Below are 17,383 nucleotides of genomic sequence, written 5' to 3' on the forward strand. Positions count from 1 at the left end.
CTTCACGGCCTGGCCGGCCCGCGGGCCGCGCACCGGGGACCGGCCCCTCCTGACGAGGGCCCTGGCCACCTGGGCCGCACCGCCCTCCGGTACGGCCGTCGCCGTCGCGCCCGCGGCCTCGGCGGAGCCGCCGGGGCACCCTCCGCAGCTGCTGTTCGCGGGGGATCCCCGGCCGGGGACGGCCGTGGTCGTGTTCCTCGATGCCGACCGGGTCGTCCGCTACACCGAACGCGGCGGCCGCCGGAGCCTGGACATCGCCCGCACCGACGACGCCAACGTCACCACGGCGGCGGCCATCACCCTGTCCCGGGACGGGAACACGGCCCGCCGGCTCCTCGCGCCGTGGATCGCCACCGCGGGAACCCGGGACCTCGCCGCCCCCGCCGAACCCGCCCGGCCCCTGCCGGTCGGCGCGGACGGAACGGTCACCACCGCCTTCCCGAGCGAGGACGGGGGCGACCCGAACACCCGTGCCGGTGAGGGGGGTGGGGGCTGCGGGCCCCGTCCGGTACTGGAGGTCGCTTCCTCGCCCCGGATCGTGGAGAAGCACGCCTTCCTCCTCGCCGACCGCGGCGGGCTCCTCCCCGTCCACCTCACCTACACCCCGCCCCCGGAGGGCGCCGGCGCACCGCCGGCCCGGCAGCCCCGCGAGGCCACCGGGCCCGCGGCCCTGGCCCGCTGGGCGCAGGAGGCCTGCACCCTGGACGCGGTGGACGGGCGGGCGGTCCGGGCCGTGAACCTCTGGGACTTCGCCCTCACCGAGCTCCCCGAGGCCGCCGGGCGGGCGGTCTGGTCCTGCACCCGCGCCACCCACTGGACCGGGCAGGGGGACGTCCGGATCCGGCTCCGGCCACCCGCGGGGGCCACCCTCGCGGTGACCCAGGCCCGCGCCACGGCCGCCTGCGGGCGGTTCGGGCAGCACGTCCTCGCCACGACGGTCTGGCGGGCCCCGTCCGGCCGCGACTACCAGTTGGCCGCGGGCAGCCGCGAGGTCGCGGAGATCAACGCCACGGGATCACTGCGCACCCGCGCCCCCGGACGCGCCCTCGCCGTCCCGGCCCCACCGCCCCCCGCGCCCCCCGCCACCCTGACCGCGACCCTGCGCAGCGGCGCGGTGATCACCCCGCTGGACGCCCGGGACGGCGGCCGGGACTGAACTCCGGCCCGCGGGCCGAGTACCGCGGGCGGTTCGCCGGACGCCGGACGGGGGTTCCTGACCGCTGTCGCGCCGGCGCGGCCGGCGTCGGGGCCGGCCGAGGACGACTCCGGTCAGGACCAGGAGCAGGCCGCACAGCTGCTGGACGGTCAGCACCTCTCCGGCGACCGCCGTGCCCAGCAGTACGCCGGTGACGGGGTTGAGCAGCCCGATCAGCGCGACCGTTCCCGCGGGCAGGTGCTTCAGCCCGGTGAACCAGGCCGCGAAGGCCAGCGCCGTGGCGATCAGGGCGACGTAGCCGAAAGCGAGGAGCGTCGGGGCGGTGAGCGCCGGCGGAGGGCCCTCCACGAGCGCAGCCACCGGGAGGAGGAAGAGCCCTCCGGCGGTGAGCTGCCAGGCGGTCGAAGCGAGCACGTCGGCGCCGGCGCCCCACCGTTTGGTCAGGACGTGGCCGAAGGAGGACACCAGCATCGCGGCGGCCGAGGCGAGGACTCCCGGCACGCTCACCGCTTCCGCACCGCTGAGCAGCATGAGGCACACCCCGCCGAGCCCGATCACGGCGCCGGTCAGGTGGGCGGTCCGCGGGCGCTCGGACACCAGGGGCCAGGCGATCAGCATCATCGTGAGCGGGGAGAGCGCCATGACGGTCGCGGCGACGCTCGTCGCCAGCAGCTGGGAGGCGGCGTAGACGAGGACGAAGAACACGCTCGTGTTGAGCAGCCCGAGCACGGCCGACCGCCACCACCACGCGCCGCGCGGCCGCTGCCGGCACAGGGCCAGCAGGACGAGGCCAGCGGGCAGTGCCCGCAGGGCGGCCCCGTGGAGGGGGCGGTCGGCCGGCAGGAACTCGTGCGTGACGAAGTAGTTGGTCCCCCAGGCCACCGGCGCGATCGCCGTCAGTGCCACCCAGCGCTTATTGGCTTCCATGGAAGCCAATATAGCTTCCCGGGAAGGTATGCTGGTGCGCATGGAACACGGTGAACCGCTGGACCGCGTGGCCCGCATCCAGGCCGACTGGCGCCGCGAGCGGCCCGACCTGGACGTCGGCCCGCAGGGAGTGATCGGCCGACTGCACCGGCTGGCCGGCCGGCTCACGGAGGAGCTCGGTCTCGTCTACGGGCGCTACGGCCTCGGCGAAGGCGAGTTCGACGTCCTGTGCGCCCTGCGCCGCGCCGGGGAGCCCTACGAGCGGGCACCCGGGGAGCTCGCCGCGCACACCATGGTCACCACCGGCGCGATGACCAAGCGGATCGACCGCCTGGAGCGGGCCGGGCTCGTCACCCGCCGCCGCGCCGACGACGACCAGCGCGGCCGGATCGTCGCCCTCACCGACCCCGGACGCGAGCTGATCGACCTGGCGTTCACCGACCACATGCGCAACGAACGCCACCTGCTGGACCTGCTGACGCCCGCCGAGGCGGCGTCACTCGAGGCGCTGCTCACCACCTGGCTCTCCCGCATGGAGCATCCGGGAACCCCGGCCGGCGAGTAGCCGGGCCCCTCCCCGACGGGCGGGACGGGCCCCGGGCGAACGCGTCCGCCAAAATGCGCGGGAAAGGCCCTCGGGCTCCGCCGGGAACACCCCCTTGGCGGCCTTCCGCGGGGTCGTCACCCTGCTCCGCCCGCGGCGGCGGCCCCCGGTGGCGCCGGCCTCGGGAAAGTCGGCGACACGCGCGCCTGAGGCTTCGTCACATGCGGCCTGACCTGCGCTTTTATCGCGAAGTTCCTAGGATGGGCACACGTCCGCAACGGCACGGAAGCAGCGTCGGCTGCTCCGATGCCCTTCGTCGGCACACCTGCTCAGGACGGCCCAGGGAGGGTGCTCCATGACCGAATCCGTGAACGCCAGTCAGCCCCATCAGCCCCGTCAGTCCGCGAACGCGCACCGGTACAGCGCCAGTGACATCCAGATCATCGAAGGCCACGAGGCCGTGCGCCTACGCCCCGGCATGTACCTCGGTTCGACCGGCGAACGCGGGCTGCACCACATGGTGTACGAGGTCGTCTCGTACGCCGTCGACGAGCACCTGGCCGGCCACGCCGGCACCATCGACGTCACGATCACCGCGGAGGGCGGCATCCGCGTCGCGGACGACGGGCGGGGCCTGCCCGTCGAGGCGGAGGAGCCCACCGGCACGTCGGCCCTCGAACGCGAGCTGACGGAGCTGCCCTTCGGCTCCAGGCTCCGCACCGGCTACGGGAACTCCGGCGGGCTCAGCGGCCTGGGGCTGTTCGTGGTCAACGCACTGTCGAGCCGTCTCACCGTCGAGGTCCGGCGGGACGGCCACCGCTGGACCCAGCAGTACGAGAAGGGCGTCCCCGTCACCCCCTTGACGAGGAACGAGGAGACCCGCGAACACGGCACCACGATCGCGTTCCTGCCCGACGCCGGCATATTCGAGACCACCCGGTACTCGTTCGCCACGTTGTCGGAGCACTTGCAGGAACTGGCGCTCCTCAACGCAGGCCTGGCCGTCTCGCTCACCGACGAGCGGCCGGACCGGGTGATCCGCCACCACCACCCGGACGGCCTCAAAGCCTTCGTGGCCCGGCTCAACCCCCACCCCGTACGCCTCGTCCACTCCCCCGTCATCGGCTTCGAGTCGGAGAACGAGGACAAGACGCTCTGCGTGCAGGTCGCCCTGCAGTGGAGCACCTGGCCCCCGGGAGAGCTCCGGTCCTTCGCGAACGGCTCCCGCACCCACGAGGGAGGCACCCACGAGGAGGGCTTCCGTTCGGCGCTCACCGGGCTCGTCAACGACCACGCGCGCCGCCGGGGCCTGCTGTCCGCACAGGACGGCGACGTTCCGGCCGAGGCCGTCCACCGGGGACTGACCGCGGTCGTCTCCGTGAAACTCGTCCGTCCCGTCTTCGAGGGCTCCACCAGGACCAGGCTCGCCAACCCCGAAGCGGGTGCCTACGTCCAGGAGGTCGTCCGGGCGCACGTCACCGACTGGCTGGACGACCACCCGGACGAAGCCGCGGCCGTCGTCCGCCACGTCCTCGGCCCCTCGACCGGTCAGACCTTGTTGTAGGTGCCGGTGTACCAGAGGGCGCCGCCCTTACCGGGGCCGCCGTCCTTCTTGTAGACGACGAGGTTGCCGTCGTCCTGGAGCTGGGCGTACGCGCCGGGGTTGTTGGCCGTGCCGGTCCGCCAGCGGACCGTGGTGCGGCCCTCCTCGACGAGCGTCAGGTCCCCGCGGTCCTTGGGTGCCATCTGCAGGGTCACCCGGCGGCTGCCGCCGTAGGTGCCGCTGCTCCAGATGGCCTTGCCGTCCCGCTTGCGGTACATGACCAGGTTGTTGTCCTGCTGGAGCACCAGCCACACGGTCGCCGACTGGGCCCAGTTGCCCGTCCACCAGCCGTCGGCGGCCGTCGCGGGATCGGAGCAGAGCCAGGCCTGCCGCTCGGAGCTGCGGGTGGACCACCGGGTGGCGCTGCGGCCCTCGACGAGGAACTCGCCGCCGAGGAGCGACGCCTTGACGCTTCCCGTGCCCGGTCCGCTGCCGTACGTCGCCGTGTGCCAGAGGGCGCCGCCCCTGCCGTCGCCGCCGTCCTTCCTGTACACGACGAAGTTGCCGTCCGCCTGCATGGCGGCGTACGCGCCGGGGTTGCCGTACGTACCGCTGCTCCACAGGGGCAGCTTGTAGCCGCCGGGGGTTCCCAGTGCGTAGAGCACCAGGTTGCCGTCGGGCTGCATGACCAGTTCGGTGGTGCTCACGTTGTCGGCCAGGCGGGCTCCCGCGTCCAGGCGCTGGCCCGGGTAGAGCGTCGCGAGGACACCGCTCTGCGGTCCGCGGCACTGGGCCGGGGCGGCTGCGGCCGGAGCGGCCGCAGCCGGGACCAGGGTGGCCGAGGCCGAGACGACGAGCAGGGACACGAAGGTTCTTCGGAGCGCGTGCGTGCGCATGGTGGCTTCCCCCCGGGGATGTGCGGGACCGGCCGGTCGGTCGGCCCGGTCGTTCGAGGTCCCTTTCTACACGGTGCGTCAACCCTCCGATCGAGCACCTGCCCCCGGGGCGGCAGGGCGGGCGGCGGCCCGCGTCCGTGACTGGTCTGGACCTGCCGGAGGGGCGGGCCGAGACTTCGGGCATGGACCGGCTTCGGAACACCCGCCTCCCCGACCTGCCCCTGCACCGGCTCGAGGTCCCCCTCCCCCACCTGCTGCCCTTCGCGATCGGTACCTTCGACACCATCGGCCCGCTGTCCCGCGCCGCCTTCCCCCACCGGCACACCTTCTACGAGATCGTCTACGTGACCGGCGGGAGCGGCTCGCACGTGCTGGACCTGGTCAGCCGGCCGGTGGAGCCCCCGCAGCTGTGCGTGATCACCCCCGGCCAGGTCCACCACTGGGCCGGGGCGGAGGAACTCACCGGGCACGTCGTGCTCTTCAACGAGGACTTCCTGCTGCCCCACGCGGACGACGCGTCCGCCCTCCGGGCGCTGGCCGCCCGCCCCGGACACCCGGCCGGGGAGCAGGCCGCACCGATCGCCGCGCTCCTGGCCGACATGGGCGGCGAGTACCGGGAACTGCGGCCCGGGTACCAGAACGTGCTGCGGGCCTGCCTGCACATCCTGATCGCCCGGGCGTCCCGGACCCCGGGCAGCACGGGATCCCCGTCGGATGCGCCCGCGCCGGCGTGCGACCGGGCCGCGGAAGTCGCCTCGGCCTTCGGCCGGCTGCTCTGCGAACCCGGTGGAGCACGCTGGGCGGTCGGCTGGTACGCGCGGGAACTCGGCCTGTCCGCGGGGCACTTCCAGACGCTCGTACGGCGGGCCACGGGACGTTCGCCCGGCAGCCTGATCCGGCAGCAGCGGACGCTGGAGGCGAAGCGGCTGCTGTCCGGCACGCACATGACCATCCGCCAGGTGTCGCACCAGGCCGGCTTCGCGGATCCGGCGTACTTCTGCCGGTTCTTCCGCAAGGAGACGGGGATGTCGCCGGGCGAGTTCCGCAACCGGGCCGGTCGAAATCACCACGATCCCCGGATCGAGTCCATCGCCGCGCACCCGGACGGCCCGTAGGTTGACTGCCGGTGGCGAGCGGACCGGAGCGCACCGCGTCCCCGCCCCCGCCCTCACCCCCCACCCGTCCAGCGAGGAGGCCTCGATGCCGTTACCCGAGGAGCCCAACGCCATACCCGCGACCGGCGAAAGCGGACGCCGGGTCAGCCGCAAGACCGTCCTGCGCGCCGCCGCCGCACTCGGCGCCGCCCCGCTGCTGATCGGGGCGCCGGTCGCGCTCGCCCGCGACCGGACGGGTCCGGCCGGCGCCACCCTCGCGCCGACCCCGGACTGCCACGACGGCGACGGGCCGACGGTGGAGCAGATGGAGGGCCCGTACTTCAAGCCCAACTCCCCGCTGCGGGACTCCCTGGTCACCAGCGGTACGCCGGGCACCCGGCTCACCGTCACCGGGTACGTCTTCGGGCGGGGCTGCCGCCCGATCCCCGGCGTCCTGATCGACTTCTGGCAGGCGGACCACGCCGGCGCGTACGACAACAGCGGCTACCGTTTCCGCGGGCACCAGTTCAGCACGGCGCAGGGCTCGTTCAGCCTGACCACCATCGTCCCGGGGCTCTACCCCGGGCGCACCCGCCACCTCCACGTCAAGCTCCAGGCGCCCGGCCGCCGGGTGGTCACCACCCAGCTGTACTTCCCCGGCGAACCGCGCAACAACACGGACAGCCTCTTCGACAGCCGCCTGCTGATGAACCTGCGCCAGGCCGGGCCCGGCCAGGAGGGCACCTTCGACTTCGTCCTGGACGTGCCCCAGGACCCGACCACGCCGCCGACCACTCCCCCGCCGACCACACCGCCCACGGGCACCTGGACAGCCGGCCGGGCGTACCGGGCCGGCGACGGGGCCACGTACGCGGGCCTCGCGTACCGGTGCCTGCAGGCGCACACGGCGGTCGCCGGCTGGGAGCCGCCGAACGTGCCGGCGCTCTGGCAGCGCCTCTGAGAACCGGCCGGTCCGCACGAAGTCCTGCCGGAGGCCCCCTCCGGCAGGCGCGGGATCCGGCTCAGCTTCCGGGGAGGATGCGGCGGGTCTCGTAGGCCCACATCGCGATCTCGACGCGGTTGCGGGCGCCGAGTTTGGCCATCAGGCTGGCCAGGTGCGTCTTGACGGTGCTGAGGCTGATGTGGAGTGCGTCGGCGATCTCGGTGTTGGTCAGCCCGCGGGCGACGGCGAGGAGCACCTGCTCCTCGCGGGCGGTGACGGGGGACACCGGCTGGGCCACGGGCCGGCCGGCGGGCAGGTCCGCGAACGCCTGGAGCAGACGGACGGTGACGCTGGGCGCGATGAGCGCCTCACCGCCGGACGCCGACCGTACGGCCTGGGCCAGCAGGTCCGGTCCCGTGTCCTTGAGGAGGAATCCGCGGGCGCCGGCACGCAGCGCGCCGTAGACGTACTCGTCGAGGTCGAACGTGGTGATGACGACCACGGCCAGCGGATCCGCGACGCCCGGGCCGGCGATCAGCCGGGTGGCCTCCAGCCCGTCGATCACGGGCATGCGGATGTCGAACAGGCAGACGTCAGGGCGGAGTTCGCGAGCCAGACGGACCGCCTGCCGCCCGTCGGCGGCCTCGCCGACCACCTCGATGCCGGGCTGGGCGTCCAGGATGATCCGCAACCCGGTGCGGATGATCGTCTGGTCGTCAGCGACGAGGACGCGAATGGACACCGCTCTCGCTCCTCGCTCCCGGCAGTTCGGCTTCGACGTGCCAGCCCCGGTCGGTACCCGGGCCGGCTCGCAGGGTACCGCCGAGCAGGGCCGCGCGCTCGCGCAGTCCGGTGAGTCCGTATCCGTCGCGGCCCCGGCCGGTGCGCCGGCCGTTGTCGCGCACGCTCACCCGTACCGCGTGCCGTTCCGCGGCGACCCGGACGACGAGCTCGGTCGCGTCGACGGCATGGCGCCGCGCGTTGGTCATCGACTCCTGCACGATCCGGTAGACGGCCGCGTCCACGGCCGGGGGCAGCGCGTCCAGTTCGCCGTCGATCGACAGGTCGACGCTGAGGCGACCGCCCGGGGTGCGCACCAGGCGCTCCAGATCCGCGACACCGGCCGGGGGCGCCAGCTCGGCGCCGACCCCGCGGTCGCGCAGCGCGGCGACCATGGCGCGCATCTCCTCCAGCGTGCGCGCCCCTTCCTCCTCGACGCCCTCCAGCGCCCCGACGGCGGCGGACGGGTCGGTGCCCGCGAGCACCCGGCCCGCCTGGGCGATGATCACCATGGCCGACACGTGGTGGGCCACCGTGTCGTGCAGTTCCCGGGCGAGCTGCTCGCGCTCCCGGGAGCGCACCTGGTCCAACTGCCGCTCGCGCGCGGTCACCCGGAACCGCACGGCGGCCCCGACCACGCCGGGCAGCAGCAGGAAGACGAAGCCCACGGCCTTCTCGACGAGCGGGGTCCCGTCCGTGGCGACGCACAGCGCGCCGGAGGCGAGGATCACCGCGCCGCCCAGCACGATCTCGCGTCCCGATCCCCACCGGGGCAGCGCGTACACCAGCACGAGCACGACCACGCCGGTGTACAGGCCGACGGGCTGGGGCGGTGCGGCGACGAGCGAGGCCACCGGAAGCAGGACCACCGAGCCGAACGCCAGCGTCACCGCGGCCAGCGGGCGGGTCCGGCGCCACAGGGGCAGCAGGCACAGCCACACGGCGAGCACCACCGCCACCGGCCGCCACACGACGTCCTCGCGCAGGGTGGCCTCCAGCGCCACCTCGGCGAGGCCCGCGGCGAGCAGGGCCCAGTCCCGCCACACCCGGTCGGGCGCGCCGGGCGGCCGGGGTTCGGTCCACAGGGTTCGCAGGTCGTCTCGGAGCACGGTTCTCAGCGTAGGTGCCGCGGCGTGCCGCGCATCGGCCGAAAGGACGGTTCGTCGCTCCGCCCCGGGGCTGACGGATCGGCGGCCCGCGGGCCGATGCCGCGGAGCTCCCCGGCGACGAACCTCGGCATCGGCGTCCGTACGAGGACGGCCGACGAGGTGGTTGGAGGACCCCGATGCTCTCGAAATCCCTGTTGCGCCTGGGCACTGGCGCCGCCCGCCATCCCTGGCGCGTGATCGCGGCATGGCTGGCCGCCGCCGCGCTCGCCGTCCTCGCCGCCGTCGCCTTCGGCGGGCGGAGCGCGGATGCGATGACCGCTCCGGGACTGGACTCCCAGCGGGCCGCGGAGTTGATCGAGCGGGCCGGCACCGGCCAGGAGGGGATGACCGCCCAAGTGGTCGTCACCCCCCTCGACGGCACTGCGACGTTCTTCGCCGACGACGGCGCGCGCGCCGCTCTCTCGCGGCTGCAGGCCGAGGTGGAGCGGCTGCCGCACGTGCTCGGCACCGGCGACCCCGCGGGGGCACTGGGCGCGGGCGGGGAGCAGGCCGTGCGCGGCGGCCTCGTCTCGGCCGACGGGCGGATCGCGGTCGTCCGGGTGCAGTACCCGGACCAGAGCCGGCTGTCGGCCGAGGACCTCGACGCGCTCGTCGGACTCGGCGACCGGCTGCGCGCCGAACTGCCCCTGCGGATCGAGATGGGCGGGAGCCTCTTCTACGCCTTCTCCGACCCGGACGGCGGGGTGAGCGAGTTGATCGGCCTCCTCGCGGCGGCCGCGGTCCTGTTCCTGGCGTTCGGTTCGCTCGTCGCGGCCGCGCTGCCGATCGGCATGGCGGTGTTCGGACTGACCGTCGGGGTCGCCACGATGACGGTGCTGGCGGGGTTCACGGACGTCCCCTCCTTCGCACCGGTCCTGGGCAGCATGGTCGGGCTCGGCGTGGGCATCGACTACGCGCTGTTCGTGCTCGCGAGGCACCGGGAGTACCTCGCGCACGGGCTCGATCCGCACGAGGCGGCCGGACGGGCGGTGGCCACGGCGGGGCGGCCGGTGGTCTTCGCCGGCGGCACCGTCGTCGTGTCGATCCTCGGCATGGCGGTCGCGAACGTGCCGTTCATGACGGTGGGCGGGGTTGCCGTCTCGATCGTCGTCCTGACCATGGTGCTCGCGTCGGTGACGCTGCTGCCGGCCTTCCTCGGGGCGGCCGGCCCGCGTCTGGGCCGGGCCGGGCGGTTCCTGCGCCGCCGGGGCGCGGGGCCGGACGCCGTCCCCGCCGCCGGCTGGCGGCGCTGGATCGGGCACGTCGGCCGGCACCCGGTGCCGTACGCGGTCGGATCTGCGGTGCTGCTGCTGACGGCGACGCTGCCCGTGCTCGGCCTGCGCGTCGGACTGCCCGACGACGGATCGCTGCCGCAGAGCCGTACCGAGCGCCGGGCCTACGATCTGGTCGCCGAGGGATTCGGCCCGGGTACCAACGGTCCCGTGGTCATCGCGGCGGACCCCGCCGGTGATCCGGGGGTGCTGGACCGGCTCGTCGGGGCGGTCGCGGCGGATCCGGGCATCGCGTCCGTCGCGCCGGCGCACGTCGACCGGGCCACCGGCATCGCGACCGTCGTGGTGTTCCCGACCACCGGCCCCCAGGAGAAGGCCACGGCCGGCACCATCGCCCGGCTGCGCGCCGACGTGCTGCCCGCGGCGATCGGGCAGGGCCCGGCCAGGGCCCACGTCGGCGGCGCCGCCGCGAGCCTGTCCGATGTGGGCCGGCGCACCAGCGAGCGCCTGCCGGTGTTCGTGGCCGCCGTGCTGGGGATGTCGTTCCTGCTGCTGATGCTGGTCTTCCGCTCGGTACTCGTCCCGCTCAAGGCGGTGCTGCTGAACCTGCTGAGCATCGGCGCGGCCTACGGGGTCATGGTCGCGGTCTTCCAGTGGGGCTGGGGAGGCGCGCTCATCGGGCTGGAAGCGACGGTTCCCATCGTGTCGTTCATCCCGATGTTCCTCTTCGCCATCCTGTTCGGCCTGTCGATGGACTACGAGGTGTTCCTCCTCTCCCGCGTGCGCGAGGAGTACCAGCGCACCGGCGACAACGGCACGGCGATCATCGAGGGCGTCTCGCGCACCGCCCGGATCATCACCTCGGCCGCCCTCATCATGGTGGCGGTCTTCCTCTCTTTCGCCGTCGCCGACGACCCCTCCAGCAAGATGTTCGGGCTCGGCCTGGCCACCGCGGTCTTCATCGACGCCACGGTCGTCCGCATGGTGCTGGTCCCGGCGACCATGACGCTCCTCGGCCGGGCCAACTGGTGGCTGCCGAAGTGGCTCGACCGGACGCTTCCCCGCGGTCCGGTCGGCACCGACGGCACCGTCGGCACCGCCCTTGAACCGGCCTCTAGCGGCACGCCGTCCGGTTGAGCACGGCGAGGGCTTCGGCGGGGCGGTCGTGGGTGATCAGGATCTCCGCAAGGGCTCGATCAGGGCGGGCGTCAGCTGCGGCGCCACCAGGACGTGGTGCTGCGGCGGGGCGGGGCGGGGGGTGTTTCCGCCGCCTTGGTGCCGATGTGGTGCCCGAGCGCGCGGTAGGCGTCGAACTGGGCGTGGTCGAACCACTGGTCGAAGGTGGCCTGGCGGGGGAAGGCCTTCTCCCTGAGGGCGTAGCTGAGCAGTTCGTACGGCATGTCGGGGGTCAGGCCGGCCTTCACGAAGACGATGGTCCCCTTGGTGTCCCACCGGCCGGGCGAGAACTCGACGGGGTTCGGGTACTCGATCGTGCCCCGGACGACGGTCGTGGCGGAGAAGCGGGCGTTCAGCGCGGCCATCGGGACCTCGGGGGGCAGCGGTTCGGCGCTGCCGGGTACCAGGTCCAGGAGGTTCTGTCCCGGGTCCGTGAAGGTGATCTTCACTCCGAGGTCCTCGTAGGCGAGGGTGACCGCCTGGGCGAGGGTGGTGGCCAGCGGCGGCGTGTCCCCGGAGGAGTCGATGACGTAGACGGTCCGGCACCCGATCCGGAGCATCTCGACCAGGCCGAGGTTGTCGAAGTGCCCGCCGTCGGTGCACAGGAGCAGCGGCGTGGTGTCGGAGTAGCGGCCCACCAGTTCCTGGAGCTGGTAGCGCAGGCGCCGCACCCTCGGCAGCCGCGGCATGATCCGGTTGGGTCCGTACTTCGCCAGTTCGGCGAGGTAGAGGGGGTTGGGGACCCAGGTGCCCAGCCGTACGTTGGAGAGGGCGAGCAGGCGTTCCATGAACATGGTCTGGGAGCCCATCGCGGAGGCGAAGGCCGCTCCCGAGACGGCGACGGCGGACTGCACGGTCAGGTCGCGCCGGATCAGCGCCGGGGAGGTCTCCCGCAGGGTGTCGGTGCGCACCCAGCCGGTGTCGGGGCCGCCGCAGTAGTCGGAGGCGAAGGTGAACGGCACGGCGGGCCGGCCGGGGGCGGTGCGGTTGCGCAGGGACACGGCTGCCGAGGCGGCGAAGATGACCTTGGGGAAGCCGGGCACCCGCTCCGCGTAGGCGTGCAAGGGGGTCGGCTCGCGGTTGTAGTCGTACGGCAGGGCGCCCACCGATCCGTCCTTCAGGACCGTACGGCGGACGGCGAAGGCGCTCGCCAGCCGTTGGCGGTAGAAAGGGTGGAGGCTGAAGGTGGTCTGGTCGATCACGAGCGCCAGCACGAGCAGGGCGAAGGGGACCCCGGCCTTGAGCCAGGGGTTCCAGCTGCCGGAGTAGACCGCGACCCAGGACATGAGGGCGAGGCAGAAGAAGGCGACCAGGAACAGCACCAGCCAGCACACCACGGCCTTCGCCCACCCGGCGCCGGCCTGGACGACGAGGGAGGGGCCGTTCCCCTTGCCGAGGAGGCCCGACTTCTCGCCGTCCGGCTTCAGTTCCTTCACCGACCGGTGGACGACGGTGAACCAGGTGCCGACCGCGGTGGCCGCGGCGGTGAGCGCGGCGAGCACCGACAGCCCCCTGCCGTCGTTGTGCACCAGTCCCTGCTCCTGCGCCAGCCAGGCGAAGAACCAGATCACCGCCGGGAGGACGACGGAGAGCAGGGCGACGGCCACGGCCAGGCCCACGATCATGCTCAGCCAGGTGCGCAGCCAGGCGGGGCGCGACCTGCCTCCCGGCATCCCGAAGGCGACGGCCACGGAGGCGGCGCCGGCCAGGCCGAGCAGTGCGAGGACGGGCAGCCACGCGTTCGGGTACAGGGTGAAGGACGGCAGGAAGAGTTCCGGTGCCGTGGGGCACTTCGGGGCCTCGGTGACCGGGCACGTGGGGACGAACACCTTCGGTCGGGGCACGAAGCTCTGGAGGTCGGTCAGCGGCACGCGGGAGTAGAAGGCGTTCAGGAACTGGCCCGCCACCGCGAAGACCAGGCCCAGCATGCCGAAGGAGACGGCCATGCCGCGCAGCACCGCCCCGGTGGCGACGAGTTTCTCCTTGGGCGCGTCCGCGAGGTACTTCGCGTGCCGCCGGACGTGGTCCTCCTCCGGGCTGCCGGGCGCGAAGACGTCCGCGGGCACCGCGAGGCCGGGCGGCACCGAGGGGTTGCCCTGCGCGTCCGCGGGCCGGGCTCCGGTCAGGGCCAGTTGGAGGGCTCCGGCGGTGTAGCCGCCGCCGGACACCGACACCAGGTAGTCCGCCTTCAGCAGTGGTCCGCGCAGCGCCTGCAGTGCGCCGAGGGCGATCGAGGCCGACCGGATGCCGCCGCCGGAAACGCAGAAGCCGATCTCCCCGGGCTTGCGGCCGGGAGGCTGGTAGGCGCGGTTGCGCCAGCGGGCCGACGCGCTGTCCGCGAGGTCCTCGGGCTTCTGCGCCAGGGCCGGCACCGCCGGGTCGCGGGCGGTCCACTGGGCCCGGGGCTCCCAGTCGTGGGGCGCGGCGGGCGGCAGGATGACGTCGGGGGCCGTCTGCGGATCGCCGGCGGGGTGGTGCGCGTACGCCCACACGGGGCGGCGGTCCCGCTGTGCGCACCGCAGTTCGCAGGGGTCCAGGACGCGTCGGCAGCAGAGGGTGGTGACGGCCAGGACGGCGGCTGCCACCAGGGGGATGAGGAGGGCCCACTTCAGCTGGGCGAAGTGGCTCGCCCATTCCAGGTTCCGCTGAAGGTGCGGATCCGTGGCGCTGCCGGGTAGGGGACCGCGGGGATCGGCCCCGATGCGGGCCAGGGCCTTCCAGAGGAAGAGGTTCTCCACGCAGTCCGCCGCCGTCGCGACGGGCGTGAGGATCAGGGCCCGCAGGGCCCACCGGCGCGTGGACTTCCGGTAGAGGAGCAGGTGGCCGAGTCCGAAGGCTCCGGCGAGTGCCGCCGTGTAGGCGGGGATGAGCCAGCACCAGTCGAGGAGGAGGCCGTCCCGGAAGAGCTCGTACCCGCCTCCGTCGCGCACGAGGGCGCGGGCGGCGCCGGCCGTCGCCGCGAACTGCAGCCGCAGTTCGCGGTCGCCGGTGGGCCTGGACCGGAACGGGGGGTCGGCCGCGTACCAGAGGATCATGAAGAGACCGGCGGCGAGCCCGGACAGGCACAGCGCCACCGCCCAGCCCGGAATCTCCCGCAGCTTCAACTGCGCCTGAGCGTGCGGCATGCGCGCAGCGTAGTCGCCCGTACGTCCCGTCGTGATCGGTACGCGCCCTGCGCACGTCTGCGAAGGACCCGCTCGGCCCACGCATCCCCCAAGTGTTGAACGCGTTCAAATCCTGTGTCAGGATACGAGTCCGACACGCCTCCGAGGGAAGGACCGAACAGCATGACGAGCTCGCTCCTGCGGCCGCGCCGACGCATCCGTACGGGGGGAGAGGCGGCCGGATCCCCCGCGGGCAGCGCCTCGCCCACCCGCATCCTCGACTGGCGGGACCCTCGCGTCGGCGCACTGGTGCGGAGCCTGGAACTGCCCGCCGGCCCCGCCGACGTGGAGACGCTGCGCCGGGTGCACGCGTGGATCGCCGCCACCGTCCGGCCCGTGTACTCCGTCCAGGACGAGCGGCCCGTATCGGAGGTGCTGCGGCGGGGACGCGGCTCGTGCAGCCAGCGGATGGCGCTGCTGGAGGCCGTGGCGCGCGCGACCGGAACGGCCACCCGGGTGCGCGGCCTGGTCGTTGACGGAAGGTTCTGGTACCCCCGGTTCCCGAGGCTCCGCCCGCTCGTGCCGGACCAGGTGCTCCTGGCGTGGCCGGAGTTCCACGCGTCGACGGGGACGGGATCCCCGGCGTGGCTGACCGTCTCGGAGCTCTTCGACCCGGTCGGGGGCGGCGGTTTCACGAACGCGGGCTCCGAAACGCTCTTCGAGGCGCTCTCCCGTACCGCGATCGACTGGGACGGCGACACGGCCGCGCCCGTGTGCCCGGCCGGCGCCGGAGCCTGCGACCTGTCGGCCTACGTCCTGACCGACCTCGGCCGCTTCGCGTCCCGGGACGACCTCTTCGCCCGGCACGGCCAGACCCTGTGCCCGCTGGCCCGCACCCTCGCGGAGCCGGTCCTCGGCCGCCGTTCGGCGGGGGCGCGCACCGTGGCGGCGTAGCGGGCAGGATCGGCGAAACCGCCATGACCTGCGGCGATGCCACCGGTTCCAGCATGTGGCGCGATTCCCGGCGGACGGACGCCAGGGGGGTATGGTCGTCCGGTCACGGACGGCAATCGGATCGTCTGTTCAACCCAGGAGCACCACCATGACGGATCTGACCTCCCTGCGGGCGAGCCTTGCGTCGGGCGAGCACGAGTTCGCCGACACCCTGGCCTTCGTCGCCGCGCACTACGCGTACCAGCCGCAGGCCTTCCGCAACGGGGACGTGGAGAACGCCGCGGGCGAGAACGAGGGTTCCTGCAAGACCCTGGGACTGGCCCTGCTGGAGGAGCTCAGCGACCAGGAGGCGCTGCTGGCCTTCGGCGAGCACTACCGCAGCGTGCTGGCCACTCCGGACGGCACCGACCACGCCAACATCCGCAACCTCATGGCGCACGGCCTGGCCGGTGTGCGCTTCGCCGGGCAGCCGCTGACCCGCAAGGCCTGAACGGCGGCCCGGTTGCGGTTCCGGGGGAGGGGAACGGCGTGAGCGGATCGCCCGCGTGGCTGCAGGCGTGGTTCGCGGGGCGTGAGCGGGGGTGCCGGGACCGCGGTGTCGCCATCGAGCTGTCGGTGCGGGCTGCCGACCGCGGCCCGGTCAGGCGCGGCAGGAAGAACCCTCCCGATGCCGGGGTCACCATGGATTCCGGGACCAGGTGGGGCCGCGTCAGCGTGTTCGCCGCGTCCGGGGCCGGTGTGATCGCGATCGACCTGGTGGGGGACGCCGCGTGGCAGGGGCACGTGGATCCGCAGTCGCCGGCCGACCTCGATCGCGCCCTCGACCAGGTTCTGGCCTGGGTCGAGGCCACCGGGGAGACACCCGGCTGGGCGACGTTCTGAGCCCGGGGCGTGCCGCCGGTCCGGCTGCGCCGCCGGCCGGGCCGGGGCCGCCCCGGACCGGCGGTCCGAGCGCCCGCGGTCGCGCGCGTGGCGTCCCCGGCACCCGCACGGCAGTGACCGGCGGCTGGGGCGCGGCGTTGTGCCGGTATGGATGACGACTTCCTGGACGTACTCCTCGACGCCACGACCGACACCCGCATCAAGGTGGTGACCACGGACGAGGCGCACGCGATCATGGTCCTGCTCGGCGCCCTCGAAGACGCGGCCCGCACACCGGACATCCGGGTGGCCGCCCGCGAGATGCGGTCGCGTCTGGGCTCGCGCCTGGGCTCTCCGGCGGAGGCCCCGCGGGCACCCGCCGCCGCGGAGGTCCGAGGGTCCGGAGCCCGGTGGCGGTGACCGGAGCAGGTCCCGCGTCGTTCCCTTGCCGGAGGACGAAACCACTGCGAGGGAAGGAAAGGTGACGGGATGTCCGACGCTGCCAAGCTGCGCATCTTCGCCATGCTGGACGTCGACGGGGACGGGGTCATCACCCGGGCCGAGTACCTCGGCCGGGTCGACCGGGCCGCGGCCGTCTGCGAGCGCGATGCGGGGCACCCCCTGGTCGCGGCGGCACGCGCGGCCCACGAAGAGGTGTTCCGCCAGATGGACGGTGACGCGAACGGCGGCGTCACCTACGCGGAATACCGCGACTGGGCCGGACACGAGGCCTTCGAGGAGTCCTGCCGGCCGGCTCTCGGGTCCCTCTTCGACCTGGCCGACCAGGACGGTGACGGGTGCCTGACGCGGGCCGAGTTCACCCGGCTGCGCGCGGCGACCGGCAACACCCCCGAAGGCGCCGACGCCGCGTTCGACGCCCTCGACCCCCACGGCGAGGGGACCGTGCAGCGAGCCGTCTATCTGGCCGCGATCCACGACTTCCTCACCACGGGCCGCTCCCCCATGGCCCAGGCCTACCCCGGCCACCCGGACGCACTGGAGCCGGCCGCGCGCTGAACCGGCCG

Annotated in this window: 15 protein-coding genes; 10 read left to right on the top strand and 5 right to left on the bottom strand. The window is 73.8% G+C overall.

The genetic code is table 11. From position 1 onward, the window contains the following. Nucleotides 1-1,015 precede the first annotated feature (1,015 nt). Nucleotides 1,016-2,083 carry an EamA family transporter gene (locus ACIPW5_RS29800; protein ID WP_401251355.1) on the bottom strand — a complete coding sequence of 356 codons (1,068 nt, stop codon included), beginning with the start codon at nucleotides 2,081-2,083 and terminating at the stop codon, nucleotides 1,016-1,018. A 40-nt stretch (nucleotides 2,084-2,123) separates the two neighbouring features. On the opposite strand from ACIPW5_RS29800, the gene ACIPW5_RS29805 reads away from it, so the two are divergent. Continuing rightward, complete coding sequence (locus ACIPW5_RS29805) at nucleotides 2,124-2,648, top strand: MarR family winged helix-turn-helix transcriptional regulator (protein WP_401251358.1); 525 nt, start codon at nucleotides 2,124-2,126, stop codon at nucleotides 2,646-2,648. 334 nt (nucleotides 2,649-2,982) lie between these two features. Continuing rightward, entirely contained in the window at nucleotides 2,983-4,191 is a 1,209-nt protein-coding gene (locus tag ACIPW5_RS29810; RefSeq protein ID WP_401251361.1) for an ATP-binding protein, read from the top strand. Here the strand turns inward: ACIPW5_RS29810 and ACIPW5_RS29815 are convergent. Beyond that, nucleotides 4,176-5,066 carry a hypothetical protein gene (locus ACIPW5_RS29815; RefSeq protein WP_401251363.1) on the bottom strand — a complete coding sequence of 297 codons (891 nt, stop codon included), beginning with the start codon at nucleotides 5,064-5,066 and terminating at the stop codon, nucleotides 4,176-4,178. The genes ACIPW5_RS29810 and ACIPW5_RS29815 overlap by 16 nt on opposite strands. A 182-nt stretch (nucleotides 5,067-5,248) precedes the next feature. Between ACIPW5_RS29815 and ACIPW5_RS29820 the strand changes: the two genes are divergently transcribed. Together ACIPW5_RS29820 and ACIPW5_RS29825 are read left to right on the top strand one after the other, a co-directional pair. After that, nucleotides 5,249-6,181 carry an AraC family transcriptional regulator gene (locus ACIPW5_RS29820; protein WP_401251365.1) on the top strand — a complete coding sequence of 311 codons (933 nt, stop codon included), beginning with the start codon at nucleotides 5,249-5,251 and terminating at the stop codon, nucleotides 6,179-6,181. Between the two features lie 85 nt (nucleotides 6,182-6,266). Further along, nucleotides 6,267-7,121, top strand: coding sequence for a carbohydrate-binding protein (locus ACIPW5_RS29825; protein ID WP_401251368.1), 855 nt, complete (start codon nucleotides 6,267-6,269; stop codon nucleotides 7,119-7,121). 61 nt (nucleotides 7,122-7,182) lie between these two features. On the opposite strand, the gene ACIPW5_RS29830 is transcribed toward ACIPW5_RS29825, so the two are convergent. Further along, nucleotides 7,183-7,845 (bottom strand): response regulator, encoded by a 663-nt coding sequence (locus ACIPW5_RS29830; protein ID WP_401251371.1) that lies wholly within the window; start codon nucleotides 7,843-7,845, stop codon nucleotides 7,183-7,185. After that, complete coding sequence (locus tag ACIPW5_RS29835; RefSeq protein ID WP_401251374.1) at nucleotides 7,820-8,992, bottom strand: sensor histidine kinase; 1,173 nt, start codon at nucleotides 8,990-8,992, stop codon at nucleotides 7,820-7,822. The genes ACIPW5_RS29830 and ACIPW5_RS29835 overlap by 26 nt, the downstream gene beginning before the upstream one ends. Before the next feature lie 176 nt (nucleotides 8,993-9,168). On the opposite strand from ACIPW5_RS29835, the gene ACIPW5_RS29840 reads away from it, so the two are divergent. Then, the gene (locus ACIPW5_RS29840; protein ID WP_401251376.1) at nucleotides 9,169-11,400 is read left to right on the top strand and encodes an MMPL family transporter; all 2,232 of its coding nucleotides are present in this window, start codon (nucleotides 9,169-9,171) and stop codon (nucleotides 11,398-11,400) included. 71 nt (nucleotides 11,401-11,471) lie between these two features. Here ACIPW5_RS29840 and ACIPW5_RS29845 read toward each other — a convergent pair whose 3' ends face one another. Continuing rightward, nucleotides 11,472-14,564, bottom strand: coding sequence for a patatin-like phospholipase family protein (locus tag ACIPW5_RS29845; protein WP_401251379.1), 3,093 nt, complete (start codon nucleotides 14,562-14,564; stop codon nucleotides 11,472-11,474). A gap of 162 nt (nucleotides 14,565-14,726) precedes the next feature. On the opposite strand from ACIPW5_RS29845, the gene ACIPW5_RS29850 reads away from it, so the two are divergent. The 5 genes from ACIPW5_RS29850 to ACIPW5_RS29870 all read left to right on the top strand — a co-directional run bounded on the left by ACIPW5_RS29850 (nucleotide 14,727) and on the right by ACIPW5_RS29870 (nucleotide 17,375). After that, nucleotides 14,727-15,497, top strand: a complete 771-nt coding sequence (locus ACIPW5_RS29850; protein ID WP_401251381.1) for a transglutaminase domain-containing protein — start codon at nucleotides 14,727-14,729, stop codon at nucleotides 15,495-15,497. Nucleotides 15,498-15,645: 148 nt separating this feature from the next. Further along, nucleotides 15,646-15,987: a HopJ type III effector protein gene (locus ACIPW5_RS29855; RefSeq protein ID WP_401251384.1), complete on the top strand. Its 342-nt coding sequence runs from the start codon at nucleotides 15,646-15,648 to the stop codon at nucleotides 15,985-15,987. 38 nt (nucleotides 15,988-16,025) lie between these two features. Then, nucleotides 16,026-16,379 carry a hypothetical protein gene (locus ACIPW5_RS29860; RefSeq protein ID WP_401251386.1) on the top strand — a complete coding sequence of 118 codons (354 nt, stop codon included), beginning with the start codon at nucleotides 16,026-16,028 and terminating at the stop codon, nucleotides 16,377-16,379. A gap of 147 nt (nucleotides 16,380-16,526) precedes the next feature. Then, the gene (locus ACIPW5_RS29865) at nucleotides 16,527-16,778 is read left to right on the top strand and encodes a hypothetical protein (RefSeq protein ID WP_401251389.1); all 252 of its coding nucleotides are present in this window, start codon (nucleotides 16,527-16,529) and stop codon (nucleotides 16,776-16,778) included. A 69-nt stretch (nucleotides 16,779-16,847) separates the two neighbouring features. Then, complete coding sequence (locus ACIPW5_RS29870; protein WP_401251392.1) at nucleotides 16,848-17,375, top strand: EF-hand domain-containing protein; 528 nt, start codon at nucleotides 16,848-16,850, stop codon at nucleotides 17,373-17,375. The last annotated feature ends 8 nt before the right edge of the window (nucleotides 17,376-17,383 follow it).

The organism is Streptomyces sp. NPDC090077, from assembly GCF_044747545.1.
Lineage (GTDB): Bacteria > Actinomycetota > Actinomycetes > Streptomycetales > Streptomycetaceae > Streptomyces.